This is a genomic window from Pseudomonas sp. (genome assembly GCF_035554175.1).
In the GTDB taxonomy this organism is placed as follows: Bacteria; Pseudomonadota; Gammaproteobacteria; order Pseudomonadales; family Pseudomonadaceae; genus Aquipseudomonas.
This window is the reverse complement of sequence record NZ_DATMIV010000033.1, coordinates 33864-58611: the sequence shown is the minus strand read 5'-3', so window position 1 is coordinate 58611 and position 24748 is coordinate 33864. Positions and strand designations below refer to the sequence as shown.

Below are 24748 nucleotides of genomic sequence, written 5' to 3'. Positions count from 1 at the left end.
GGGAGCGAGCCTGCTCGCGAAAGCGGTGTGTCATTCGGTGAAGCGTTGTGTGACAGGACGCGTTCGCGATCAGGCTCGCTCCCACATTGGGATAGGTGTTTATTTCAGGTGTTCTTTCAGCTCTTGCGAAGCCTGCAACATCGCCGAACGCACTGCCGGCACCTGGCTGACCACGTTGAGCAAGCCGTAGTCGTGGATCATGCCGTTGAAACGCACCGACGTTACCGGCACCCCGGCCTCGTCGAGTTTGCGTGCATAGGCTTCGCCTTCATCACGTAATACGTCGGCGCTGGCGGTCTGCACCAGTGCAGGCGGCAGGCCTTTGAGTTGCGCAGTGCTGGCGCGCAGCGGTGACGCATAGATCTCGTTACGTTGCTTGGCATCGGTGGTGTAGTTGTCCCAGAACCACTTCATCATGTTGCGAGTGAGAAAGTGCCCTTCGGCATACTGGTTGTAGGAACCGGTGTCGAAGTTGGCATCGGTCACCGGCCACAGCAGCACCTGGAACTTGATCGCCGGCGTGCCCTTGTCTTTGGCCATCAGCGCAACAACCGCGGCCATGTTGCCGCCGACGCTGTTGCCGGCCACGGCCAGTCGCTTGCCGTCGACGTTGAGCTCTTTGCCATGTTCCGCCACCCACTTGGTCGCGGCGTAGGCCTGGTTGATCGCCACCGGGTAATGCGCCTCCGGCGAAGGGGTGTAATTGACGAACACCGCCGCCGCCCCCGAACCGACCACCAGATCCCGCACCAGACGTTCGTGAGTCGGGAAATCCCCCAACACCCAGCCGCCGCCGTGGAAGAACATGAACACCGGCAGCTCACCCGTGACCCCGGCCGGACGGACGATGGTCAGGCTCAACGGTTGGCCATCGACCTGGATGGTCTTCTCGCTGACATCGGCTTTGGGCAGCGTCAACTTGACTCCGGACTGCGCGCCGACCAGCACGGCGCGGGCATCCTTGGGCGACAGCTGCTCGATCGGCTTGCCGGTGCCGGCATTCAGCGCATCGAGAAAGGCCTGAGTGTTGTGTTCGACATCACCGGCAAAAGCGCTGTGCACAGACAGGGCGAGAAGGGTACCGGTCAAGACTTTGCTGAAAGTGTTCATGTTCCATTTCCTTGTTCGGGCCGGGGGCTTCGGTGATTTTAGACGGTCACGTGCAGACGGACATCGACGTTGCCACGGGTGGCGTTGGAGTACGGGCAGACCTGGTGGGCGGCGTCGACCAGCGCTTGCGCATCGGCGTGTTCCAGGCCCGGCAGACTGATGTGCAAGTCGATGTCCAGACCGAAGCCGCCCGGGATCTGGCCGATGCCGACGTGAGCGGTGATCGACGCGTCGTCAGGAATCTTGCGTTTGGTCTGGCTGGCGACGAATTTCAGCGCGCCGATGAAGCAGGCCGAGTAGCCGGCAGCAAACAGTTGCTCAGGGTTGGTCGCCGCGCCGCCAGCACCGCCGAGTTCTTTCGGCGTGGCCAGTTTGACGTCGAGCACGTTGTCGCTGGAGATAGCACGACCGTCACGGCCGCCAGTGGAAGTTGCGATTGCGGTGTAGAGAGTTTGCATGGTGTGAGCCTCATGGTGGTGTTGTTATGCGCTAATTGTTTGCGCGCTAAGTAGGTGTGAAGAGAATGTATAGCGCAAATGTTTAGTGCGCAAGATAAATTTCAGGAAAAAAGGGCGCTTTGCTCAAAGACAAGGCATGGAAGGGGAGCGTAAGGCTTGATCTAGAGCGCCTGGCGAGGGAGTTCGGGCGCGAAAAATATTTTCGTGATCGTTGAAGTCAATGTGGGAGCGAGCCTGCTCGCGAAGGCGTCGTGTCAGGCGACATCCGCTTCGACTGATGCACCGCTTTCGCGAGCAGGCTCGCTCCTACAGGGGGATATGGTGGGGGCTTAATTCAGGCTGTCTTCCAGGTGGCCACGCAATGCCTGCAATTCAGCCTGCAATTTCTGCAAGCGCTCCAGAGTGAAGCCACTGGCGCCGAGAATGCACTGCGGCACGGTCTGCGCTTTGTCGCGCAATGCCCGGCCCGCTTCGGTCAGCTCGACAATCACTACCCGTTCGTCCTCCCGGCTCCGGGTGCGGCTGAGCAGGCCTTCCGCCTCCAGGCGCTTGAGCAACGGCGTCAGCGATCCCGGATCAGTCAACAGGCGTGCACTGATTTCTCCGACAGTCAAACCGTCCTTCTCCCACAACACCATCATCGCCAGATACTGCGGATAGGTCAGGCCTAGCGCTTGCAGTAGCGGCTTGTAGACCTTGGTCATCATCAGCGAGGTCGAGTGAAGGGCGAAGCACGCCTGATTGTCGAGCAGCAGGTCGTCGCAGTTGTCGCGTTCGGAAGTCATGTCAAAGCCTTGATCGTTGATCGTTCTGAATCTAGCGCTCGAATCTTTAATGCGCCAGATAAATATGCCCGGCGTCAGTGCCGGGCGAATTGCCGTTGCAGTGCCAGATCCCATGGCGGCACCGGACTGAAGCGAGTCTTCAGGTATTCGAGCAATAGACGACTGCGCGAATGGATCTGCTGTTCCATGCGCAGTGCATAGATGCCAGTGGACTCCGCCGGCGGCAGACCGTTTTCGCAGAACAGCGGCAGGAGTTCGCCGCGCAGCAGGTATTCGCTGGCCAGCCAGGTCGGCAGGTGTGCGACGCCCAGTCCCGCCGCTGCGCCACACGCCAGCGCTTCGGCATTGTTGGCGCTCAGGCGCACGCGCGACGGACGGTGCAATTGCAACTGGCCGTCCACTTCGAACTTCCAGGCAAAGGGTGGGGCGAGGCCTTCCCAGTCGAGACCGTCATGTTCGCTCAACTGCGCGGGATGATTGGGCACGCCGCGTCGCTTCAGATAGTCGGGGCTGGCGCAGGCCACGCGGACCATGCTCGCCAATGGCGTGGCGACCAGACGCGAGTCGGCCAGTTGCCCGGCGCGCAATACCAGATCGACCTTGCCCAGATTCGCGCCGGCCATGTCGATAAAACTGTCGATTAGGTGCATCTGCACATCCAGCCCCGGGTACAGCAATAGAAAATCGGCAATCACCGGCGCCAGATGCCGGCGCCCGAACGCTGCGGGTGCGTCGATACGGATCAGGCCTTCCGGCGCACTGCTCAGAGAAACGGCCTCGGCACGAGCCTGTTGCAACTCGGCGATGATCCGCCGTGCCCGTTCGGCAAAAGCCAGACCGGCCGAAGTCGGCAGTACGGCATGGGTGCTGCGCACGAACAACTGGCTGCCGACGGCGCTTTCCAGACTGTCGATGCGTCGGGCGACGGCGGAGGGCGTCAGTGGATGGCGACGCGAGGCGGCTGAAAAGCTGCCGCTCTCCAGCACATCGAGAAACAAACCGAGCTGATCGGTCAGTTGGTTGGGATTCATGAAAACCACGCTTGTGCAAAATCGGCATAGCCATTGTGCGTTGCTGTGCGTTTCCCCGCTAGGCGCGACTGCGTAGCATGGGGCGCCTGACGCTAGAGGATGACGCTTGTGATGGAGTTTTTGTTGTACCTGCTGTTCGGCGCTGCCCTTGGCACTTTGGGCGGGATCTTTGGCATTGGCGGTGGTTTGATCGCCATTCCTCTGCTGGGCGTGTGGTTTGGCCTCGATCAGCAGATCGCCCAAGGTACGGCGCTGGTGATGGTGGTGCCGAACGTGATGCTGGCGCTGTGGCGCTATCACCAGCGCAACCGTATCGAATTGCGCCATGCACTGCCGCTGGCGGTCATGGGCTTCTGCTTTGCCTGGCTCGGGTCGATTTGGGCGGTGGGCATCGATGCGCAAACCATGCGTATCGGTTTTGTTGCATTTCTGGTGGCGTTGTCGGCTTACAACCTGTTGAAAATGTTTGGCACTCGCCCGGCGCCAACCGCTCAAATGCGCTATTCCTGGCCGTGGCTCGGCGTACTGGGCGCGGCGTCGGGAACCATGGGCGGTTTGTTCGGCGTTGGCGGCGCGGTGGTAGCGACGCCGGTGTTGACCAGCCTGTTCGGCACCACGCAAGTGGTCGCTCAAGGATTGTCGCTGGCGCTGGCCTTGCCGAGCACAGGCGTGACGCTGGTGACCTACGCCGTGCATCACGAAGTGGACTGGATGATTGGCCTGCCGTTGGCCATCGGCGGGCTAGCCAGCATCAGTTGGGGGGTGAAAGTCGCCCACGCCATGCCGGAAAAACTCCTGCGCGGGCTGTTCTGCGGTTTCCTGGTGCTGTGTGCGGTGATGCTCGCGTTTAAAGTTTAAAACCCTCGACGATGTGCTCGGCCAGGCACTCGGTGATCGGCGAAGGATTGTTCAGGTTGCGGATCAGCATGATGCTCGCCTCGGGCAACAGCGGGAGGTCTTCGGCGGCACCGAGGATGCGCATGTCCGGGGTGATCAGGCTCTCCAGCTGCGCGGTGATCGCCAGGCCCGCGCTGACCACGGCCATCAGCGCCGACAGGCTGCTGCTGTTGTAGGCGATGCGGTAATCACGGCCCATCGCATCCAGCGCATTGCACGCCCACAAGCGACAGAAACAATCACTGTTGAACATCGCCAGGGGCAATGGCGTCTGTTCGTGGGCGCTGAAGTTCTGTGCCTCGGCCCAGACAAAGCGCTCTTTGCGCAGCAACTGCCCGATTTCGTTGCCCGGCTCGCGGGTGACGATCGACAGGTCAAGGTCGGTGCGTTGCAGCAACTGCTTGCTCGACTCGCAATGCACCTCGATCTGAATCAGCGGATAGAACTGCGCAAACCGCGACAGGATCCCCGGCAGAAAACGCATCACGTAATCATCCGGCGTACCGATGCGCACCGTGCCGACCATGTGCGGTTCACGCAGGGTGTTAAAGACTTCGCTGTGCAATTTGAGGATGCGCCGCGCGTAACCGAGCAGTACCTGGCCTTCAGCGGTCAAGCGCACCTGGCGGCCATCGCGTTCGAATAACTGGCGCTGCAACACGTCTTCTTCCAGACGTTTCATCTGCATGCTCACCGCCGACTGGGTGCGATTGACCATCTCGCCAGCACGGGTAAAACCGCCCTGATCGGCAATCGCGACGAAGGTGCGCAGGACATCGGTATCGATACTGGGGTACGCGGACAATTGATGAATCTCCGTGATGCATGCCATCAGAAACATTCGTTGGATTGATCTTAGCGCCGGCGCGAGACTTGAGCCATCCACAAAAGGAGGCAAGACGATGAAAGGTCAAAGAGAGTATGCAGGTGAAGAACAGCTGTCTGGCCACGGCCATCTCGTTTCCGATCTGCTGCACAAGTTCAGCCGTTGGTACGAACTGCACCGTGAACGGGAAATGCTCGCCGGCCTGAGCGACGAAGCGTTGAAGGACATCGGCATCAGCCGCGCCGATGTCGAACATGAAACCGTGCGGCCGTTCTGGGACGATCCGATGCATAAATGATGAGGCTATCGCTACACAAATCCCTTTCAGGTGAGGTAGGTTGCGAGCAGACATGGAGGAATGAATGCCCGCGACATTGTCCTTTTCCCTCAAACAGGCGCGACGTCTGGCGCTGGCTGCCCAAGGGTTCAACGGGCGCCAGCCGCCAACCGTCAAAGCAACTCATGTCAACCGTCTAGTCGAACGGCTGGGCCTGCTGCAAATCGATTCCGTCACTGCCGTGGTGCGCTCGCACTACCTGCCGCTGTTTTCCCGTCTCGGTTCCTATTCCTCTGATTTACTCGACCAGGCTGCCTGGGGTTCGGGGCGTCGGCGCACGCTGTTCGAATACTGGGGCCATGAGGCATCGTTGCTGCCGCTGTCGATGTATCCGTTGTTGGGCTGGCGGATGCAGCGAGCCAGGCGCGGCGAGGATATCTATCAGCAATTGGCCAGGTTTGGCCGCGAACAGCAGGAGACGATTCGCCGCGTGCTGGCTTCGGTTGAAAAGCTGGGCGCGCTGGGCGCTGGCAGCTTGTCGACCCGCCAGGACAAGGCCGGACCCTGGTGGGACTGGAGCGCTGAGAAACACGCACTGGAATGGTTGTTCGCCGCTGGAGAGGTGACTGTCGCGGGGCGCCGCGGTTTCGAGCGCTTGTACGATCTGCCCGAGCGGGTGATTCCTGCAGCGATCCTGCAGCAGCCGATGCCTGACGAGGCCGAGGCGCAACGCGGCTTGCTGTTGCACGCGGCGCAAGCGTTGGGCGTCGGCACCGAGAAAGACCTGCGCGATTATTTTCGCCTGAATCCGGCCGATGCGCGGCCGCGGCTGGCTGAGTTGGTGGAAGCGGGGCAATTGCAGATGTGTGAAGTCGCCGATTGGCGGCAGATCGCCTATTCCCTGCCGCAGACGAAAATCCCGCGCAAGGTGACAGCGAGCGCGTTGCTGTCGCCATTCGACTCGTTGATCTGGGAGCGCAGCCGCACCGAGCGCCTGTTCGATTTCCGCTATCGCCTGGAGATTTACACGCCGCAGCCCAAGCGGATCTATGGCTATTACGTGCTGCCGTTTTTACACAATGAGCGGATCGCCGCGCGGGTTGATCTGCGTGCCGAGCGTGCGGCGGGGCAGTTGGCGGTGCATGCAGTTCACGAGGAGGAACCGGGACTGGATGAGGAGGGCATGCTGGCGCTGGCACTGAATCTGCGGCGGATGACGGGTTGGTTAGGGCTTGAGCGGGTGCAGTTGAATTGTCAGCGCGAGAGTGCGGCTCGTTTGCGGGTGGCATTAGCCCAATTGAACGGCTTCCTGTAGGAGCTGCCGAAGGCTGCGATCTTTTGATCTTGTTTTTGAAGATCAAGGTCAAAAGATCGCAGCCTTCGGCAGCTCCTGCACTGGATGCGGTCTAGCGCCGGACCTGCTTCAGGGTCTCGGCAATCAGAAACGCCAATTCCAGCGACTGGTCGGCATTCATCCGTGGATCACAGTGGGTGTGATAACGGTCGGACAAGCCATCCTCGGTAATCGGCCGCGCACCGCCAATGCACTCGGTGACGTTCTGCCCGGTCATTTCGATATGGATGCCGCCGGCGTAACTGCCTTCCGCCTCGTGCACCTGGAAGAACTGTTTCACTTCGCCAAGAATCTGCGCGAAGTCGCGGGTCTTGTAGCCGCTGCTGGCCTTGATGGTGTTGCCGTGCATCGGGTCGGAGCTCCACAGCACTTGCTTGCCTTCGCGCTGCACCGCGCGAATCAGCGCCGGCAGATGGTCGCCGACCTTGTTCGCGCCCATCCGCGCGATCAGGTTCAGCCGACCCGGATCGTTATCCGGGTTGAGCACGTCGATCAGGCGGATCAGGTCGTCGGGGTTCATGCTCGGGCCGACCTTGACGCCGATCGGGTTGTTCACCCCGCGCAGGAACTCGACATGCGCGCCATCGAGCTGGCGGGTGCGGTCGCCGATCCACAGCATGTGCGCCGAGCAATCGTAGTAATCGTTGGTCAGGCTGTCGCGGCGCACGAAGGCTTCTTCGTAGTTCAGCAACAGGGCTTCGTGGGCGGTGAAAAAACTGGTTTCGCGCAGTTGCGGCGAGCTGTCCATGCCGCAGGCGCGCATGAATGCCAGGGTTTCATCAATGCGGTCGGCGAGGTGGCTGTATTTTTCCGCCAGCGCCGAGTTGGCGATGAAATCCAGGTTCCACTTGTGCACCTGATGCAGGTCGGCAAATCCGCCCTGAGCGAAGGCGCGCAGCAGGTTCAGCGTTGCGGTGGACTGATGATAGGACTGCAGCAGACGCTCCGGATCCGGCACGCGGCTTTTTTCGTCGAAACCGATGCCGTTGACGATGTCGCCACGGTAGGCCGGCAGGGTCACGCCGCCGATGGTTTCGTCATTGGCCGAACGCGGCTTGGCGAACTGGCCGGCCATGCGCCCGACCTTGACCACCGGACAGCCGGCAGCGAACGTCATGACGATTGCCATCTGCAGCAACACTTTGAACGTGTCGCGGATTTTCGCTGCAGAGAATTCGGCGAAGCTTTCCGCGCAATCGCCGCCCTGCAGCAGAAACGCCCGGCCCTGGGTGACCTCGGCGAACTGGCGGCGCAGCTCGCGTGCCTCGCCAGCGAACACCAGCGGCGGATAGCTGGCCAGGGTTTGCTCGACCTGGCGCAGGTGCGCGGCGTCGGGGTATTGCGGTTGTTGCTGGATCGGCAGGGCGCGCCAGCTGTCAGGGCTCCACGGTTGGCTCATCACGGTCTCGAAGTTTCATACGCAGGGGAACGCCATGGTATCAGCAATTAGTGCGTGACCTGTTCCCGCCCCATCGCCGACAATCGCCGCTTTGCCACGGCACCACAGCGGTGCCATCGCGTCACCGCGCCCGGTGACCATCAGGAGACGAAATGACTGAGGAGCGCGTCGAGCATCTGCTCGCCGAAGTACAGGATGAGTTCGGTGTGATTCGCGTGCTGGAAGTGGCCGATTACCGCTTTCTCGAGTTCGGCGATGCGATCGAGCAGAGCTGCGTGTTCACCGCCGACCCGAGCTGGCTGGAGTACGACTACACGCGGGCGATGCTGATCGGCGCGCTGTGCCACGAGCAGCCGGAAAGCGCGCTGTTCCTTGGACTGGGCGCGGGCACGCTGACCCAGGCCTGCCTCAAGTTCCTGCCGCTGGAAGACGTCGAAGCCATCGAACTGCGCCCCGACGTGCCGCGCCTGGCCATCGAATATCTCGGCCTGGATGACGATCCGCGTTTGTACATCCGCGTTGGCGATGCGCTCGAACTGCTGCCGAGCGCCGAGCCGGCGGATCTGATTTTTGTTGACCTGTACACCGACGTCGGCCCCGGTGTCGGGCATCTGGCCTGGAGTTTTCTCGGCGATTGTCAGAAGCGTCTGAATCCCGGCGGCTGGCTGGTGATCAACCAGTGGGCTACAGACGACGGCAAACCGCTGGGTGCGGCGCTGCTGCGCGGCCTCTATCACCGGCATTACTGGGAATTGCCGGTGAAGGAGGGCAATGTGATTCTGATTGTTCCGGCGGATCTGGATCAGGTGCTGGACATGCAGGCGTTGACTCAACGGGCGCAAGCGCTGGCGCCGCGGTTGGGGTATTCGTTGCTGTCGTTGATCAACGCGATTCGCCCGGCGACCTGAGTGGCGACTCGGTCCTGTAGGAGCTGCCGAAGGCTGCGATCTTTTGATTTTGATTTTCAAAAACAAGATCAAAAGATCGCAGCCTTCGGCAGCTCCTACAAGGGGGTGTGCAATTCATCAGACCCCTTTGAAGATCCCAGGCCGCCGCTCCACCAACGAGCGAACCCCTTCCCTGGCATCTTCAGTGGCGAGCAACTTCTTCACCAATGTCGGTAGCGCCTGCGCCGCCGCCGTCTCACCTTCATAGCGCGCCTGTCGCGCCGACATCAAGGTCGCCTGCACCCCCAGCGGTGCCTGCCGGGCAATTCTTTCGGCCAGCTCAAGCGCCCGAGGCATCAGGTCTTCACTGGCCATCACTTCCTGCACCAGGCCCAAACGCAACGCATCGTGCGCATCGAACTCATCGCCGGTGAGTAACCAGCGCATCGCATTGCCCCAGCCGGCGAGCTGCTGAAAACGTAAAGTCGCGCCACCAAAAGGAAAGATCCCACGCTGCACTTCCATTTGCGCGAAGCGGGTGTTGCTTGCGCACAGATTGATGTCCGCCGCCAGCATCAGCTCGATGCCGATGGTCAGGCAGTAACCCTGCGCAGCGACAATCACCGGTTTGCTCACCCGTGGCCCGACGAAAACGCCCCAAGGATCGCAACCGCCGGTCGGAACCTGCCAGCCTTCGGCCAGCGCCGCGCTGGCATTGACCAGATCGAGCCCGGCGGTGAAGTGCTCGCCATGCCCGAACACTACCGCCACCCGCGCTTCGCGGTCAGCTTCGAATTCTCCGTAAGCGATGCTCAGGTCGTTGAGCAGATCAAGATCGAAGGCGTTGCGCTTGGCTGCCCGATCGAGGCCGATCAGGTGCACGTGACCGCGACGTTCTCGGCTGACGCGCCCGGCACAGGGCTGGTTCATGGTGACATCCTCGGACGGGAAGGGCGGGGGCGCGGCGCTTTGCCACAGGTCGGTGAATCGTTTTAGCGGCATCGCCCGCAGGGTCGGGCCTTTGCAAAATAGACCCTTGTGCGATTATCCGCAAAACCCCATTACACGGCGGTGACGCATGGATTGCGGCGATAAAAAAAGCTCCCTTTTCGGGCAAATTCCGGTATAGTGCGCGCCGGCCTTTAACCGGGCCGCGTTTAGGTAGCGCAATTCCCCGAAGTCAGCTTCGGCTGCACGTCCGCACTGCGGGCTCTTCCTTGACGATTCTTTTTCATTCATTCGTTTTCGCAAATCCCCGCCGACAAAGCTGCCAGGGCGACTCTTGAGTCTCAACACGGCATGCGCAGCTTTGAAGCATGGGTCTTTGCGGATGCACTTAGAGGCAGACCCATGACCCAGGAAATCGGCGGCTTCGCCGCTCTTGAACTTCATCCCAATATTGTCGCTGCAGTAGTCGCTACCGGCTATGAAGAGCCTTCGGCCATTCAGCAGCAGTCGATCCCGATCATTCTCGCCGGTCACGATATGATTGGTCAGGCGCAAACCGGTACCGGTAAAACCGCTGCCTTTGCCCTGCCGATCCTGCACCGCATTGATCCGTCCAAGCGCGAGCCGCAAGCTCTGATCCTGGCCCCAACTCGTGAGTTGGCGCTACAAGTTGCAACCGCTTTCGAAACCTACGCCAAGCAAATGCCGGGCGTGACTGTTGTGGCTGTCTACGGCGGCGCGCCGATGGGCCCACAACTGAAAGCAATCCGTAATGGCGCACAGATCGTTGTCGCCACCCCGGGCCGTCTGTGCGACCACCTGCGTCGCGACGAAAAAGTCCTCGCCACCGTGAACCACCTGGTTCTGGACGAGGCGGACGAAATGCTCAAACTCGGTTTCATGGACGACCTCGAAGTCATCTTCAAGGCCATGCCGGAAACCCGTCAGACCGTCCTGTTCTCGGCAACCCTGCCGCAATCGATCCGTGCCATCGCCGAGCGCCACCTGCGCGATCCGAAGCACGTAAAGATCCAGAGCAAGACCCAGACCGTTACCGCGATCGAACAGGCTCACCTGTTGGTTCACGCTGACCAGAAAACCTCGGCCGTGCTCAGCCTGCTGGAAGTCGAAGACTTCGACGCACTGATCATGTTCGTACGCACCAAGCAAGCGACCCTGGACCTGGCCAGCGCCCTCGACGCCAAAGGTTACAAAGCCGCCGCGTTGAACGGTGACATTGCCCAGAACCAGCGTGAGCGCGTCATCGACTCGCTCAAGGATGGCCGTCTGGACATCGTTGTGGCGACTGACGTTGCTGCTCGTGGTCTGGACGTTCCACGCATTACTCACGTGTTCAACGTTGACATGCCGTACGACCCGGAATCCTACGTGCACCGTATCGGCCGTACTGGCCGTGCCGGTCGCGAGGGTCGTGCGCTGTTGCTGGTGACTCCGCGTGAGCGCCGCATGCTGCAAGTGATCGAGCGTGTGACCGGTCAGAAGGTGGCCGAAGTGCGTCTGCCGGACGCTCAGGCTGTGCTTGATGCACGCATCAAGAAACTGACCAACAGCCTGTCGCCGCTGGTCGCTGATGCCGAATCGACCCACGGTGATCTGCTCGACCGCCTGACCGCTGACATCGGTTGCACCCCGCGTGCACTGGCCGCTGCGCTGCTGCGCAAGGCTACCAACGGTCAAGCGCTGAATCTGGCAGCGATCGAGAAGGAACGTCCACTGGTGCCGAACAACGCACCGCGTGGCGACCGTCCTGAGCGTTCCGGCGACCGTCCGGACCGTGGTGATCGTGAGCGTCGTGCGCCAATGCCGTTGGGCGAAGGCCGTGCTCGTTGCCGTACTGCGCTGGGTGCGCGTGATGGTATCGCGGCGAAAAACCTGCTGGGCGCCATCCTCAACGAAGGCGGTCTGGCCCGTGAAGCGATCGGTCGCATCCAGGTGCGTGACAGCTTCAGCCTCGTCGAGCTGCCGGAAGAAGGTCTGGAGAAACTCCTGACCAAGCTGAAGGACACTCGCGTTGCCGGTAAGCAGCTGAAACTGCGTCGCTACCGCGAAGATTGATCCGCCTCTGGGCTGATTGATCGCAGATAAAAAATCCCCGACTGGTTCGGGGATTTTTTTTGCCTGATTTTGGCTTCTGTGGGAGCGAGCCTGCTCGCGAATGCTTCAACCGAAGCGATAAATATCCATGCCCAAAGCGCCCATTGTAAAACCCTGATGCGCCACGCTGAAAACCCCGCCGGCACCGCGAGCAAAGTACAACGGCAACAAATGCTCATCACTCGGATGACTACGCACCGCATTCGGTGCCTGCTGGCGATAGTCATGCAGCGCCGTCTCATCGTCGGCGGCAAGCCTGGCTATCATCCAGTCACGGAAATCCCGCGCCCACGGTTCGATGCTGTCCGGGCCGGCATGCCAATCCAGCTCGCGTAGGTTATGGGTGATGCTGCCGGAGCCGATCAATAGGATGTCCTGTTCGCGCAGCCTCGTCAGGGCACGGCCAACCCGCGTCTGCAACGCCGGCCCGCCGCGACTCGGCAGTGAGACTTGCACCACTGGAATATCGGCCCGCGGATACATCAACGATAGCGGCACCCAAACGCCATGATCGAACGGGCGCTGCGGGTCGAGACGCGCAGGCAGGTCGTTGGCCTTCAGCAACTCGGCCACTTCGGCTGCCAGCTGCGGTTCGCCCGGTGCCGGATACTGCACTTCAAACAGCGCACGCGGAAAACCGCCGAAGTCGTGCCAGGTGTCCGGGTGCGGCTGGCTACTGACCAGCAGTTCCTGGCTTTCCCAGTGCGCCGAGACGATGACGATGGCTTTGGGGCGCGGCAGTTCGGCGGCCAGTCGCGCCAGCGCCGGGCCACTGGCACCGGGCTCCAGGGCCAGCATCGGTGAACCGTGGGAAATGAACAGGCTGGGCAACATGGAAGGGTTCCTGAGCGTTAAGATGAGCCATCATCAATCAGGTCATCGATCTGAATCCAATATAAGTTTCTGCGGTTTTTCATCGATTTTTCAGGAGTAATCCATGCAGCCTGAGTTTTGGTACAAGAAATGGGATTCGAACCAGATCGGCTTTCATCAGCCCGAGGCCAACCCGTATTTGCAGCGCTATTGGCCAGAACTGGCGATTGCGCCGTCGGCGCGTGTGCTGGTGCCGTTGTGTGGAAAGAGTCTGGATTTGCTCTGGCTCGCCGGGCAGGGGCATCAGGTGCTTGGGGTAGAGCTGTCGGAGAAAGCCATTGAGGACTTTTTCAGCGAGCATCGCATTGAGCCGCAGATCAGCGAGCAGGGCGCTTTCAAGGTTTATCGCAGTGATGTCATCGAACTCTGGTGCGGGGATTTCTTTGCGCTGACGGCGGAAGATGTCGCCGGGTGCACAGCTTTGTATGACCGCGCCGCGCTGATTGCCTTGCCGGAAGCGATGCGTGAGCGCTACACGGCGCACCTGCAGCAGTTGCTGGGGCACGGAATGCAGGGGCTGCTGATTACGCTGGATTACGATCAGGCCCAGATCCCGGGGCCGCCGTTTGCAGTGAATGATGATGAGGTGCAGCGCTTGCTGGGTGAGGCTTGGCTAGTGGATAGGCTGCAAGAGCGGGACGTGCTGGCTGACAGCCCGAAGTTCTTGCAGGCCGGGGTCGAGTGGTTGGGGGAGCGGGTTTATCGGGTCTTTTCCAGATAGTTTTTATGCAGTTCCGGCCATTTCGCGAGCAGGCTCGCTCCCACATTGGAAATGCATTTTCCTGTGGGAGCGAGCCTGCTCGCGAAATGGCCGGCACTGCCAACGCATAACCGCCTGATACAAAAAAGGCCCGCATCACTGCGGGCCTTTTCATTGTCGCCGGTTTAATCAACCGCGACGACGCAGTGCGTCGATACGCTCTTCCAGCGGGGGGTGGCTCATGAACATACGGGCGAAGCCCTGCTTGATGCCACCGTTGATGCCGAAAGCGTTCAGCGTGTCCGGCATGTGCACCGGCAGGCCCTGTTCGGCGCGCAGGCGTTGCAGGGCGCCGATCATCGCGCTGGTACCGGCCAGGCGTGCACCGGCCTCGTCGGCCCGGAATTCGCGTTTGCGCGAGAACCACATGACGATCGCACTGGCGAGGATACCCAGCACCAGTTCAGCGAAGATCGTCGCCACGTAGTAGGCGATGCCCTGACCTTCTTCGTTCTTGAAGATCACCTTGTCGACGAAGTTGCCGATGATTCGTGCGAAGAACATCACGAAGGTGTTCACCACGCCCTGGATCAGCGCCAGCGTGACCATGTCACCATTGGCGACGTGACCGATTTCGTGGGCCAGTACGGCCTTCACTTCATCGGGCGAAAAACGCTCGAGCAGGCCCTGACTCACCGCGACCAGCGCGTCGTTCTTGTTCCAGCCGGTGGCGAAGGCATTCGCCTCGTAGGCCGGAAAGATACCGACTTCAGGCATCTTGATCCCGGCTTCGCGGGACAGTTGCTCGACCGTTTGCAGCAGCCATTGCTCATGACGGGTGCGAGGCTGGCTGATGATTTGCGTACCGGTGCTCATCTTCGCCATCCACTTGGAGATGAACAGTGAGAACAGCGAACCGGCGAAACCAAAGACCGCACAGAAAACCAGCAGCTGACTGAGGTCGAGGTCGACCCCGTTGGCCGCCATGAACCCGTTGAAGCCGAACAGGCTCAGGGTGATGCTGGCTATCAGCACGACCGCCAGGTTAGTGGCCAAAAACAGCAGGATGCGCATCATGGTTGTAGAACTCTCCTCAAGCTAAAGATGTAGCGTACTGCGGGGTATATAAGGTGCGGCACCGGGCTATTCAACCGAGTGACTATTTCAAACTGTGTCCTACAGCAGTTTCTCTGGCAGAAACGAAAAATCCCACCTTCGATTCCGATACGGATGACACAGCCTTGCGCCCCGCCGCCATTAGGTCAGACACGTCAGCACAGCTCGCATCGCAAGTGTAGAGGGGCTGCAAAGGCGCGGATCAAAGATGTGTTGCTGAATCAGACAGTGCGCAAAGGTCGATCCGTTGCGCACTGCTGGCCCATTACTGGCGGTAGGACTTGAGGAAGTTGCCGATGCGGCCGATGGCCATTTCCAGATCATCGACGCGAGGCAGGGTGACCACGCGGAAGTGATCCGGCCACGGCCAGTTGAATGCCGTGCCTTGCACCACCAGCAGCTTCTCGGACAGCAACAGGTCGAGGACGAATTTCTCGTCGTTATGGATCGGGCAGACCTTCGGATCGATTTTCGGGAACGCATACAGGGCGCCCATCGGCTTGACGCAGCTCACACCGGGAATGTCGTTGAGCAGTTCCCAGGTACGGTTGCGCTGTTCCAGCAAACGGCCCTGCGGCAACACCAGGTCGTTGATGCTCTGGTAACCACCCAGCGCGGTCTGGATCGCGTGCTGGCTCGGCACGTTGGCACACAGACGCATGTTGGCCAGCATGTCGATGCCTTCGATGTAGCTCTGCGCGTTGTGTTTCGGCCCCGAGATGGCGATCCAGCCGGAGCGGAAACCGGCCACCCGGTAGGATTTCGACAGGCCGTTGAAGGTCAGGCACAGCAGATCCGGCGCCAGCGAAGCGGTGCAAACGTGCACGGCATCGTCGTAGAGAATCTTGTCGTAGATTTCGTCGGAGAAGACCACCAGATTATGCGCACGGGCGATTTCCAGCATGCCCAGCAACACTTCCTTCGAATACACCGCGCCGGTGGGGTTGTTCGGGTTGATGATCACCATCGCTTTGGTGTTCGGGGTGATTTTGGCCTTGATGTCAGCCAGATCCGGGAACCAGTCGGCGCCTTCGTCGCACAGGTAATGCACGGCGTTACCACCAGCGAGGCTGACCGCAGCGGTCCACAGCGGGTAGTCCGGCGCTGGAACCAGCACTTCGTCGCCGTTGTTGAGCAGCGCCTGCAGCGACATCACGATCAGTTCGGAAACGCCGTTGCCCAGATAGATGTCTTCGATGCCGACCCCTTCGACCTGCTTCTGCTGGTAGTACTGCATCACCGCCTTGCGCGCGCTGAACAGGCCTTTGGAGTCACTGTAGCCTTGCGCGGTCGGCAGATTGCGGATCACGTCCTGAAGGATCTCGTCCGGCGCTTCGAAACCAAACGGCGCCGGGTTGCCGATGTTCAGCTTGAGGATGCGCTGGCCTTCCTCTTCCAGTCGTTTGGCGTGCTTGAGCACCGGGCCGCGAATGTCGTAGCAGACGTTGGCGAGCTTGTTCGATTTGCTGAACTGCATGGCGATGTGATCCCGAAAATGAACGATCCAGGCGGCAAATGGACAACCGTACTGGGATTGCTGCGTCTTCGCACAGGCGGAGGTCTGGCTTTTGGTCGCTCAGAATCCGTTTGAATGCGCCCGGTCTGGCTGCCAGACTGGCGCGTGACGAGGCGCAATCATACGTGCCGCCCGATCCGTGGAAAAGGTACAGATCGGGCTTTTTCAGCCGCTGAGGTGTGATGATGGAAAAGTTGCAAAAAACCCTGGAAGAATGGCGAGCCATGCTCGACCCGGAGCAGTACAACGTCTGCCGTCTGAGTGCCACCGAGCGGCCGTTTTCCGGCAAATACAACGACACCAAAACTGACGGTGTCTACCACTGCATCTGCTGCGACGGGCCGCTGTTCGACTCCAGGACCAAGTTTGATTCCGGCTGCGGGTGGCCGAGCTTCTACGCGCCGATCGGCGAAAGCGCGATGACTGAAATTCGCGACACCAGCCACGGCATGATTCGCACGGAAGTGAAATGCGCGTGCTGCGATGCGCATCTGGGGCACGTGTTCCCGGATGGCCCGCCACCGACGGGACTGCGTTATTGCATCAACTCGGTGTGCCTGGATCTCAAGCCCCGTGAATAACCAAATCAGGCGACAATGCGTCGCCTTTTTGTAGGGCAATTAGATTGCACGCAATTCAATTGCTCGTTATGTTTGCGCTTTCCTGACCATTGCGGAGCCAACTCATGAGCGACAACCTGCTGAACATCCCGTGCACCACCATCAAGGGCGAGCAAAAGACCCTGGCCGACTACGCCGGCAAAGCCGTGCTGGTGGTCAACACGGCCAGCAAGTGTGGCTTCACGCCGCAATACAAGGGCCTCGAAGAACTCTGGCAGACGTACAAGGATCAGGGACTGGTGGTATTGGGTTTTCCCTGCAACCAGTTCGGCAAGCAGGAGCCGGGCAATGAAGGCGCCATCAGCGAGTTCTGTGAGCTGAATTTCGGCGTCAGCTTCCCGTTGTTCAAAAAGATCGACGTCAACGGCGCCGATGCTCATCCACTGTTCGTGCAACTGAAGAAACGCGCTCCGGGCGTCCTCGGCTCGCAGGGCATCAAGTGGAATTTCACCAAATTTCTCATCGGCAAGAACGGCCAATTGGTCAAGCGTTTTGCGCCGACGACCAAGCCGCAGGATCTGCGCGGCGAGATCGAAGCCTTGCTCAAATGAACAGCCTGCCCATTGATTCGCTGAAGCTCGACAGTCAGTTGTGCTTCAAGTTGTACGCAGCTTCCAGGGCGGTGATCCGTGCCTACAAGCCGATGCTCGATCAGTTGGGCCTGACTTACCCGCAATACCTGGCGATGCTGGTGCTGTGGGAGTGGCAGGGCACCGCGCCGGAACAACCGACGGTCAAAGCCTTGGGCGAACGTCTGGCGCTCGACTCGGGCACGCTGACGCCGTTGCTCAAGCGTCTGGAGCAGTTGCAACTGGTCCAGCGCCGGCGTTCGGCGCGCGATGAGCGCGAGGTGCACCTGAGCCTGACGCCGGCCGGACAGGCGTTGCGCGAGCAGGTCGGGCCGCTGAGAGCCCGTCTGCTGTGCGACAGCGGGGTGGATCTGGATCGCCTGAACGACTTGCGCGCTGGCCTCGATCACCTGCTCGGGCAAATCAAAGCGCTGGCATAGTCGGAATCCACTGATCCAGTAACGCTGCGAGTTCTTCACGGCGAAACGGTTTGGCCAGGTAGTCGCTCATGCCCGCTGCGCGGCAGCGTTCGCGTTCTTCGGACATCGCGTTGGCGGTCAGAGCGACAATCGGCAGATCCGGCCAGCGCCCGCTCTGACGAATCTGCCGGCTGGCTTCGTAGCCATCCATCACCGGCATGTTGCAGTCCATCAGCACCAGATCGAAATCCTGAAGCTCCAACTGATCCAGCGCTTCAGCGCCATGCCCAGCCACGACCACATCGCAGCCAAGCTTGCCGAGCATGCCTTTGGCGACCAGTTGATTGACCGGATTGTCCTCGACCAGCAGCACCCGCCCGCGTCGCGCGGAAGGCGAAGTGTCCAGTTGCGCTTCGCTGAGAGTGGCGACATCCGGCTGCAGAATACGCTGCAGGTGCTGATAGAGCGCATTGCGCGCCAGCGGCCGGGCCTGTTGCTGCAGGGGGGCAAGGGCGGCAGCTTCTTCGCTGGGCAAAAAACTGCCGTAGGCGGTCACCAGCAGGATCGGCGCGGTGATGCTCGGGCGCAGACCGAACAGGCATTCCGGGCAATCGGTAATCAATATGTCGGGGTTCAGGCCCAGCAGCGAATCGTCGATGGTGCGCTGCGTGTACTCGAGACCCCAGACCGGCAGCAGGCTTTTCAGCAACTCTGCCAGGCCACTGCTGGCAGCGGTAATCGCCAGAACCTTGCCGCGTAACGGCGTCGTTGCCAGCGCGCGGGTGTGGCAGGGCAGTGGCAGCTCGGCACAGAACTGGCTGCCAAAACCGCTTTCGGAGCTGATGGTCAAACGTCCCTGCATCGCTTCGCACAGGTTGTAAGTCAGCGCCAGCCCAAGCCCGGTGCCGCCATACTGACGAGTAATGCCGGCGCCCGCTTGAGTGAACGGCTGGAAGATTTTCACTTGTGCTTCCGGGGCGATGCCAATGCCGGTATCGCAGACTTCGATGCGCACGCCATCCTTGTGCGCCGACAGACGCACATCGACCCGTCCGAAGCGAGTGAATTTCAGCGCATTGGACAGCAGGTTGCTGACGATCTGCCGCACCCGCGTCGGGTCGCCCAGCACCAGTGCCGGGAAGTGCGGCTCGATCAGGCAGGTCAGTTCCACGCTAGGCGCGGCGTTCTGTGACAGCAGATTGGCGGTGTCCTCGATCAACGCACCGAGGTCGAACGGAATGTTTTCCAGCTCCAGTTGCCCGGCATCGAATTTCGACAGGTCGAGGATATCGTTGAGCAGTTCCACCAGCACCTTGCCCGAGTCGTGGGCAATCGACAGCTGTTGCTGCTGTTCGGCGTTCAGCGGGCCGTCCAGCGATAGCGCGATCATCCCCAGCAGACCATTGAGCGGCGTGCGGATTTCATGGCTCATGTTGGCCAGAAAGGCCGAGCGCGCTTCGGCCATGTCCAGCGCAGTGCTGCGCGCCACTTCGAGCTCTTCGTTGGATTGGCTGAGGCGGGCGTTGATTGCCTTGAGTTCGGCCGTACGCGCCGAGACGATGTCCTCGAGTTGCGCGAGGTATTCGGTCAGACGGTTTTCCGCTGTACGGCGCTGCTGGATTTCGGTGGCGATGTTCTCGAACTGCTGATTGGCGACCTTGACCAGTACGCCGATTTCATCATTGCCGTGACCGGCGGGGCACTCCAGGGTGGTCGGTTCGGCGCTGCGCGGATCGCGGCCGCTGAGCTCACGGATGACCCGCACCAAGGGTTTGGTCAACATCACATAGAACAACGCCAGCAGGATTCCGGTCAGCAGCAGGCTGCGGGCGAAGCCGTTGAGCAGGGTGACTTCCGCGCGCCGCAGGAAGCGACTGCCGAACGCGTAGGTGTCGACTTCCAGGCTAAGGACGCCGAGGGATTCGTTGGGCAGGTGGTCGAGGTACAGGCGATCTTCGAACTGGCGCTTGGCACCGAACAGGAAATCGCTGATCACCCGATAATTGCTCTGCAGCTCCGGGCGTTTGACGCTGGCCAGCACGGTAGCGTTGTTGTCGGTCAGTTGCGCGGCGATGATTGCTGGCGAGCGCAGCAGCCCCAGGGTGAGTTCCTGAGCCAGTTCGGCGTCGATGTTATAGGCGATGCGTGAAGCCGGATTGTGGCTGATTTCCAGCAGTGCGAGGATTTCCCGGTTGATGGAAGCGTCTTCGCTGGCATAATCGATGCCGATTTGCAGCAGACTGAGCAGGGTGCCCAGAATGAACCCGACCAGCACGGTAAGCCTGGCTTGCTTGTACGACAGCCGGTGGGTGAATTTGATATCCATGGGGTGTTGAACCACTTCCGTTTCCCTTCGCTGCTCAAGCATAGTCGATCATGCAGGGATACCGAGGTTCCCGAATCGCCTTGTAACAAGGCTTGCTGCGGCGATTTTACCTGTATGTCGTCGCTCGATCGTCATCATCACTGTGAAAGTGCCCGAGGAGAAGACGTGGATTCCCGATTGAATGCTTTTCTTGAGCGCGCCGAGTCGGTTCTGGCGCGGATCGAACCACTGTTGCCGGCGCCGCGACCTGTCATTGACTGGAACACTTGTCTGGCGGCGCGCTGGCAGCGCGACGGGCGCAGCGGCTATTTGCTGCCACTGCAAGTCAGCCTCGACATGCGCCTGTCCGACCTGATCGGCGTCGATCGTCAGCTGGAGCAACTGGGGCGCAACACTCAACAGTTTCTCGATGGCATGCCCGCCAACCACGCTTTGCTCTGGGGCTCGCGCGGTACCGGCAAGTCCTCGCTGGTGCGTGCGTTGCTGGCCGAGCACGCCGGCGCCGGCCTGCGCTTGATCGAGATCGAGCGCGATCACCTGGCCGACTTGCCAAGGGTGGTCGAGCAGATTGCCAAATTGCCCCAGCGTTTCGTGCTGTTCTGCGACGACTTGTCGTTCGAATCCGGCGAAGGCGACTACCGCGTGCTGAAAAGCGTGCTTGACGGTTCGCTCGAGCAGGCCCCCGACAACGTCCTGCTGTACGCCACCTCCAACCGCCGCCACCTGGTGCCGGAAAAGGAAAGCGACAACGAAAACTGGAAGCGCGTCGACGGCGAGCTGCATCCGAGCGAAGCGGTGGAAGACAAAATCGCGCTGTCGGATCGATTCGGTCTGTGGCTGTCGTTCTACCCGTTCACGCAAGAGCACTTCCTCGATGTCGTCGAACACTGGATCGGCCAGTTGGCCGCCAGGGCCGGCCTGAACTGGCAGCGCGACGAAGCACTGGACATCCTCGCCGTGCGCTGGGCTACCGGCCGCGGTAACCGCAACGGACGTTGCGCGTATCAATTCGCCCGTTACTGGGTGGGACTCAAATTGCTGGAGCACAAGGCATGATTGATTTGCAACAAAGCGGCCAGGGCCTCGAAGGCTACGGTATGTTGGCTGCGCAACTGGAGTCGCTGCTGGCGGAAGAGCGCGATTTCATCGCCAATGCCGCGCAGTTTTCCGCGTTCCTGTTCAACCAGCTGGACGATTTGAACTGGGCCGGTTTCTACCTCAATCGCAACGAAGAGCTGGTGCTCGGGCCGTTTCAGGGCCAGATCGCTTGCGTGCGCATCCCGTTCGGGCGCGGTGTGTGTGGCGCCGCCGCTGCCAGTCTGCAAACCCAGCGCGTCGAGGATGTGCATGCCTTCCCCGGCCACATCGCCTGCGACAGCGCCTCCAATAGCGAACTGGTCGTGCCCTTGGTCAAGGCCGGTCGCCTGATCGGCGTGCTTGACCTCGACAGTCCGAAGCTGGCGCGTTTCGGTGCCGAAGATCAGGCCGGCATCGAGCAACTGGCGGCAATTTTCCTGCGCCTTACCGACTGCTGATCAGCCGCTCAGGCCAGCCTTGTGCAACAGGCTGGCCGTGTCCACGCTGTCGATCTGCGCGGGATCGAGAAACCGCGTCGCGTACTGCAAGTACACCCCCTCGCTGATGAACAGGCCGAACAGCTGCGCATCGATGTGCGCGTCGCGGCACATGGTGGCCATGATGCCCAGCGCCTCGCTCAGCGATTTGGCTTTCTTGTAAGGGCGATCAGCGGCAGTCAGTGCCTCAAAGATATCGGCTATCGCCATCATCCGTGCCGGCAGGCTCATTTCCTCGCGTTTCAGCCGTTTAGGGTAACCGGTGCCGTCCATTTTTTCGTGATGGCCGCCAGCGATCTCGGCAATGCTGTCGAGGTGGCCGGGGAAGGGCAGGTGGCTGAGCATCATGATGGTCTGCACCATGTGGTGATTGATGATGTAGCGCTCCTCGCGGGTCAGCGTGCCGCGGGCGATTTTGAGGTTGTACAGTTCGCCGCGGTTGTATTTGTACTCGGGCACATCGAGTTTGAAGCCCCAGGGATTGTCTTCCGGAATCAGTTCATTTTTGTCGCGTTCGATCAGGTGCTCGGGTTTGTCGGCCAGAAGTTTTTCGCTGACCGGCAGCGTGGGCGGTGAAGTTTGCGCCTGGCGACGGTTTTCTTCCCACGACACGCCCAGACGATCATCGAGCGTGCGCATCCAGGTGCGTTGGGCGATCTGCTCAAGGCGTTGCAGATCGGCCTCGGCCATGGCCTCGCCCCCCAGATTGCAGCGCGCGACGAAGGCAAAGTCGTCGTCCAGCCTCATCAACTCATTGTCGCGCGTGTGGGCCAGCGCAGCCTCGTCTGCGCCCGTGGCCAGGGTCTGCCAGTAGTTGATCCACACGTCACGTTTGAGCACTTCGAAGCGGGTACGGATTTCGTGGATGCGGTCATTGATGGTCTCGAGTTTGGTGGCTTTGTCGACCACGTATTCCGGCGTCGTGACCTTGCCGCAATCGTGCAGCCATGCGGCGATGTGCAGGGCCTCCCATTCATCCTCGTTCGGCTGGTAGGCGCTGAACGCCGGCGCTTCGCTGGCCGCAGCGGCCTGGGCGAGCATCAGCGTCAGTTCCGGCACCCGCTGGCAATGACCGCCGGTGTACGGACTCTTGGCATCGATTGCACTGGCGAGCAATTGAATGAACGCATCAAGCAGTTGTTTTTGCCGGGCTTGCAGGCGCTGACTTTCGATGCTCACCGCGGCTGCGCCGGAAACCGCCTGCAGGAAGGCGATACGGTCAGGCCGCAGCTTTTCCAGATCCCTCGGTGAACCGCTGTCAGTGATCAGCAAAATCAGCAAACCGATCGTTTCATCGTGCTGGTTGTGCAGGCGGATACCGATCAGGTGGATCCGTGGTGCCTGCATGGCCAGCAGGACTTTCTGCAAGTCGGCGGCTTGATCGAAGCCCAGATGGCTGACCACATTGTTGGCGCTGACCAGTTGCTCGAACCAGGCCGGCCCGGTGTTGTTGTGCAAGTCGTGACCCTGAATGTCGAATGCTTCCAGCGCTTGGGGTGTGCCATCGATGACCAGTCCATAAGGCTCCATGCGGGCGCCATCCGCTTCACGCAGATAGATCAGACCGGCCTGCGCCTGGGCGATCTGCACGGTTTCGAACAGCACCCGTTCAAGCAGCGGGGCGAAGCGCGTCTCGGCGCACAGGCTGTCGGTGATGCGGAAAAAACTCCCCAGGGTTTCTTTCATTCGCGCCATCGACAGGCTCAATTGATCGACTTCCAGCACAGGTGAGCGGCGGGTGAACGGGAAATTGAAATCGAAGCTGCGAATGGCATCGGCTTCCTTGACCAGTGCGAGCAGCGGTTTGACCAGAACTCGCGAAATCACCCAGCCCAACGGCAGGCACAGCAACAGGATGGCCAAGGTGATCAACGCGCCTTGCCAGCGCATTCGAAAAGCATCGACCAGCAATTCGTCTTCCGGCACCAACAACGCCAGCCGTAAACCTTGCGGCCCGCCTTCCTGAATGCTGGTGCGCGCGACAATCCACTGCCGGTCACTGACCTTTAGACGTTTGCCGATATTGTCAGAGATGAGCAGCGCATTCAGCTCCGGGCTGAGGGCCGCCGCTCTGGCCAGGCGCGCCGTACGGTCATCGACGATCAGGCGATTGCTTTCGGGATACGCCACGGCATTGCCATCTGCATCGTACAAAGCGATTTGCGTTGCAGGAGTCACCCGATGCTTGCTCAAAGTGGTCGACAGCGAGGCCAGCGTCAGGTCAGCGCCGATGACAGCATGTTCGCCGCTGCGTCGGGCGAGGGTGGTGCCGACATTGTGCGTGGAAAAAAACACGTAGGGCGCGGTGGTGATCTGTCCGGTCTGCTGTCGGGCATCGTTGAACCAGGTGCGGCTGCGTGGATCGTACGGGTCTTCGGGATGGTCGCGGCGGCTGATCGGTGTCAGGGCCTGATCAAAGAACAACGACTGCGAGCGCACCTCACCCTGCGAACCATGTTCGATGCTCCAGACCTGATACACCGCCGCTTCCGGCGCCTGGATCTGGGCCTTGAGGGCGGCAGTGCGCAAAGCACGCACCATGAAAAAATCGCCATTGGCGTACCCCAGATACAGCGACGCCAGTGCCGGGTTGTCAGTCAATGCCTGACTGAACGGTTTGAGCAACGGCAGGCGCTGCTCAAGATCGCCCGCCTGGGCTGCCGGGGTGTCTGCCAGCAGGCTCAGCAGATGCCGGATCGGCTGATAGGTCGCCTGCAGGTCCAGACGTACATCCTGTTCGATGCGATCGAACAGTTTTTCACTGCTGGACAGGATGATCTGCGTGGTCTGGTGGTAATTGAACAGGCCCAGCACCACGCCCGTGAGCAATAACAGAAAGGTGAACATGACGCTGATGTGTACATGCAGCGGCAGCCGGCGGTGCTCGGGGCGCAGTGGGCTGGGCATTTCAGGCTCTCCATGAATGTTCGACTCACTGCTCAGCGTCC

23 protein-coding genes are annotated in these 24748 nt (G+C 60.6%); 11 read left to right on the top strand and 12 right to left on the bottom strand.

What is annotated here, in order from left to right; all coding sequences use genetic code 11:
• Positions 1-99: 99 nt before the first annotated feature.
• The 4 genes from VNV36_RS16080 to VNV36_RS16065 all read right to left on the bottom strand — a co-directional run bounded on the left by VNV36_RS16080 (position 100) and on the right by VNV36_RS16065 (position 3384).
• The gene (locus VNV36_RS16080) at positions 100-1110 is read right to left on the bottom strand and encodes an alpha/beta hydrolase (RefSeq protein WP_325718621.1); all 1011 of its coding nucleotides are present in this window, start codon (positions 1108-1110) and stop codon (positions 100-102) included.
• A 38-nt stretch (positions 1111-1148) separates the two neighbouring features.
• Positions 1149-1568: an organic hydroperoxide resistance protein gene (locus VNV36_RS16075; RefSeq protein WP_325718620.1), complete on the bottom strand. Its 420-nt coding sequence runs from the start codon at positions 1566-1568 to the stop codon at positions 1149-1151.
• Between the two features lie 329 nt (positions 1569-1897).
• Positions 1898-2353: a MarR family winged helix-turn-helix transcriptional regulator gene (locus VNV36_RS16070; RefSeq protein WP_325718619.1), complete on the bottom strand. Its 456-nt coding sequence runs from the start codon at positions 2351-2353 to the stop codon at positions 1898-1900.
• A 74-nt stretch (positions 2354-2427) separates the two neighbouring features.
• Entirely contained in the window at positions 2428-3384 is a 957-nt protein-coding gene (locus VNV36_RS16065; RefSeq protein WP_325718618.1) for a LysR family transcriptional regulator, read from the bottom strand.
• A 111-nt stretch (positions 3385-3495) separates the two neighbouring features.
• Between VNV36_RS16065 and VNV36_RS16060 the strand changes: the two genes are divergently transcribed.
• Complete coding sequence (locus VNV36_RS16060; RefSeq protein WP_414705524.1) at positions 3496-4242, top strand: sulfite exporter TauE/SafE family protein; 747 nt, start codon at positions 3496-3498, stop codon at positions 4240-4242.
• Here the strand turns inward: VNV36_RS16060 and VNV36_RS16055 are convergent.
• Positions 4232-5086 carry a LysR substrate-binding domain-containing protein gene (locus tag VNV36_RS16055; RefSeq protein WP_172667885.1) on the bottom strand — a complete coding sequence of 285 codons (855 nt, stop codon included), beginning with the start codon at positions 5084-5086 and terminating at the stop codon, positions 4232-4234. The two genes, VNV36_RS16060 and VNV36_RS16055, sit on opposite strands and share 11 nt — an antisense overlap.
• A gap of 97 nt (positions 5087-5183) precedes the next feature.
• Here VNV36_RS16055 and VNV36_RS16050 point away from each other — a divergent pair, with 97 nt between their 5' ends.
• Positions 5184-5405: a DUF1127 domain-containing protein gene (locus tag VNV36_RS16050; RefSeq protein WP_325718616.1), complete on the top strand. Its 222-nt coding sequence runs from the start codon at positions 5184-5186 to the stop codon at positions 5403-5405.
• 64 nt (positions 5406-5469) lie between these two features.
• Positions 5470-6699, top strand: coding sequence for a winged helix-turn-helix domain-containing protein (locus tag VNV36_RS16045; RefSeq protein WP_325718615.1), 1230 nt, complete (start codon positions 5470-5472; stop codon positions 6697-6699).
• Positions 6700-6790: 91 nt separating this feature from the next.
• Here VNV36_RS16045 and VNV36_RS16040 read toward each other — a convergent pair whose 3' ends face one another.
• Positions 6791-8137 (bottom strand): class II 3-deoxy-7-phosphoheptulonate synthase, encoded by a 1347-nt coding sequence (locus VNV36_RS16040; protein WP_038861070.1) that lies wholly within the window; start codon positions 8135-8137, stop codon positions 6791-6793.
• Positions 8138-8289: 152 nt separating this feature from the next.
• Between VNV36_RS16040 and VNV36_RS16035 the strand changes: the two genes are divergently transcribed.
• Positions 8290-9045, top strand: coding sequence for a spermidine synthase (locus VNV36_RS16035; protein WP_325718614.1), 756 nt, complete (start codon positions 8290-8292; stop codon positions 9043-9045).
• Positions 9046-9162: 117 nt separating this feature from the next.
• Here the strand turns inward: VNV36_RS16035 and VNV36_RS16030 are convergent, their stop codons facing one another.
• Positions 9163-9954, bottom strand: a complete 792-nt coding sequence (locus VNV36_RS16030; RefSeq protein ID WP_325718613.1) for a crotonase/enoyl-CoA hydratase family protein — start codon at positions 9952-9954, stop codon at positions 9163-9165.
• Positions 9955-10374: 420 nt separating this feature from the next.
• On the opposite strand from VNV36_RS16030, the gene VNV36_RS16025 reads away from it, so the two are divergent.
• Positions 10375-12048 (top strand): DEAD/DEAH box helicase, encoded by a 1674-nt coding sequence (locus VNV36_RS16025; protein ID WP_325718612.1) that lies wholly within the window; start codon positions 10375-10377, stop codon positions 12046-12048.
• 105 nt (positions 12049-12153) lie between these two features.
• On the opposite strand, the gene VNV36_RS16020 is transcribed toward VNV36_RS16025, so the two are convergent.
• Positions 12154-12921 (bottom strand): DODA-type extradiol aromatic ring-opening family dioxygenase, encoded by a 768-nt coding sequence (locus VNV36_RS16020; RefSeq protein WP_325718611.1) that lies wholly within the window; start codon positions 12919-12921, stop codon positions 12154-12156.
• 103 nt (positions 12922-13024) lie between these two features.
• Here VNV36_RS16020 and VNV36_RS16015 point away from each other — a divergent pair, with 103 nt between their 5' ends.
• Positions 13025-13681: a thiopurine S-methyltransferase gene (locus tag VNV36_RS16015; protein WP_325718610.1), complete on the top strand. Its 657-nt coding sequence runs from the start codon at positions 13025-13027 to the stop codon at positions 13679-13681.
• Positions 13682-13849: 168 nt separating this feature from the next.
• Here VNV36_RS16015 and htpX read toward each other — a convergent pair whose 3' ends face one another.
• Together htpX and VNV36_RS16005 are read right to left on the bottom strand one after the other, a co-directional pair.
• The gene (gene htpX, locus VNV36_RS16010; protein ID WP_007908619.1) at positions 13850-14737 is read right to left on the bottom strand and encodes a protease HtpX; all 888 of its coding nucleotides are present in this window, start codon (positions 14735-14737) and stop codon (positions 13850-13852) included.
• A 304-nt stretch (positions 14738-15041) separates the two neighbouring features.
• Positions 15042-16253, bottom strand: a complete 1212-nt coding sequence (locus VNV36_RS16005; protein ID WP_325718609.1) for a pyridoxal phosphate-dependent aminotransferase — start codon at positions 16251-16253, stop codon at positions 15042-15044.
• A 224-nt stretch (positions 16254-16477) separates the two neighbouring features.
• On the opposite strand from VNV36_RS16005, the gene msrB reads away from it, so the two are divergent.
• The 3 genes from msrB to VNV36_RS15990 all read left to right on the top strand — a co-directional run bounded on the left by msrB (position 16478) and on the right by VNV36_RS15990 (position 17921).
• Entirely contained in the window at positions 16478-16873 is a 396-nt protein-coding gene (msrB, locus tag VNV36_RS16000; RefSeq protein WP_325718608.1) for a peptide-methionine (R)-S-oxide reductase MsrB, read from the top strand.
• Positions 16874-16977: 104 nt separating this feature from the next.
• A complete protein-coding gene (locus tag VNV36_RS15995; RefSeq protein WP_325718607.1) occupies positions 16978-17463 on the top strand; it encodes a glutathione peroxidase in 486 nt (161 codons plus the stop codon).
• Positions 17460-17921 (top strand): MarR family winged helix-turn-helix transcriptional regulator, encoded by a 462-nt coding sequence (locus tag VNV36_RS15990; RefSeq protein ID WP_325718606.1) that lies wholly within the window; start codon positions 17460-17462, stop codon positions 17919-17921. The genes VNV36_RS15995 and VNV36_RS15990 overlap by 4 nt, the downstream gene beginning before the upstream one ends.
• On the opposite strand, the gene VNV36_RS15985 is transcribed toward VNV36_RS15990, so the two are convergent.
• Positions 17905-20226: a hybrid sensor histidine kinase/response regulator gene (locus tag VNV36_RS15985; RefSeq protein ID WP_325718605.1), complete on the bottom strand. Its 2322-nt coding sequence runs from the start codon at positions 20224-20226 to the stop codon at positions 17905-17907. The two genes, VNV36_RS15990 and VNV36_RS15985, sit on opposite strands and share 17 nt — an antisense overlap.
• Positions 20227-20391: 165 nt before the next feature.
• Between VNV36_RS15985 and VNV36_RS15980 the strand changes: the two genes are divergently transcribed.
• Both VNV36_RS15980 and msrC read left to right on the top strand, forming a co-directional pair.
• A complete protein-coding gene (locus tag VNV36_RS15980) occupies positions 20392-21282 on the top strand; it encodes an ATP-binding protein (protein ID WP_325718604.1) in 891 nt (296 codons plus the stop codon).
• On the top strand, positions 21279-21761 hold the full coding sequence (gene msrC / locus VNV36_RS15975; protein ID WP_325718603.1) for a free L-methionine (R)-S-oxide reductase MsrC: 483 nt from the start codon (positions 21279-21281) through the stop codon (positions 21759-21761). Before VNV36_RS15980 ends, msrC begins: the two co-directional genes overlap by 4 nt.
• Here the strand turns inward: msrC and VNV36_RS15970 are convergent, their stop codons facing one another.
• On the bottom strand, positions 21762-24707 hold the full coding sequence (locus VNV36_RS15970; protein ID WP_325718602.1) for an HD domain-containing phosphohydrolase: 2946 nt from the start codon (positions 24705-24707) through the stop codon (positions 21762-21764).
• Between the last annotated feature and the right edge of the window lie 41 nt (positions 24708-24748).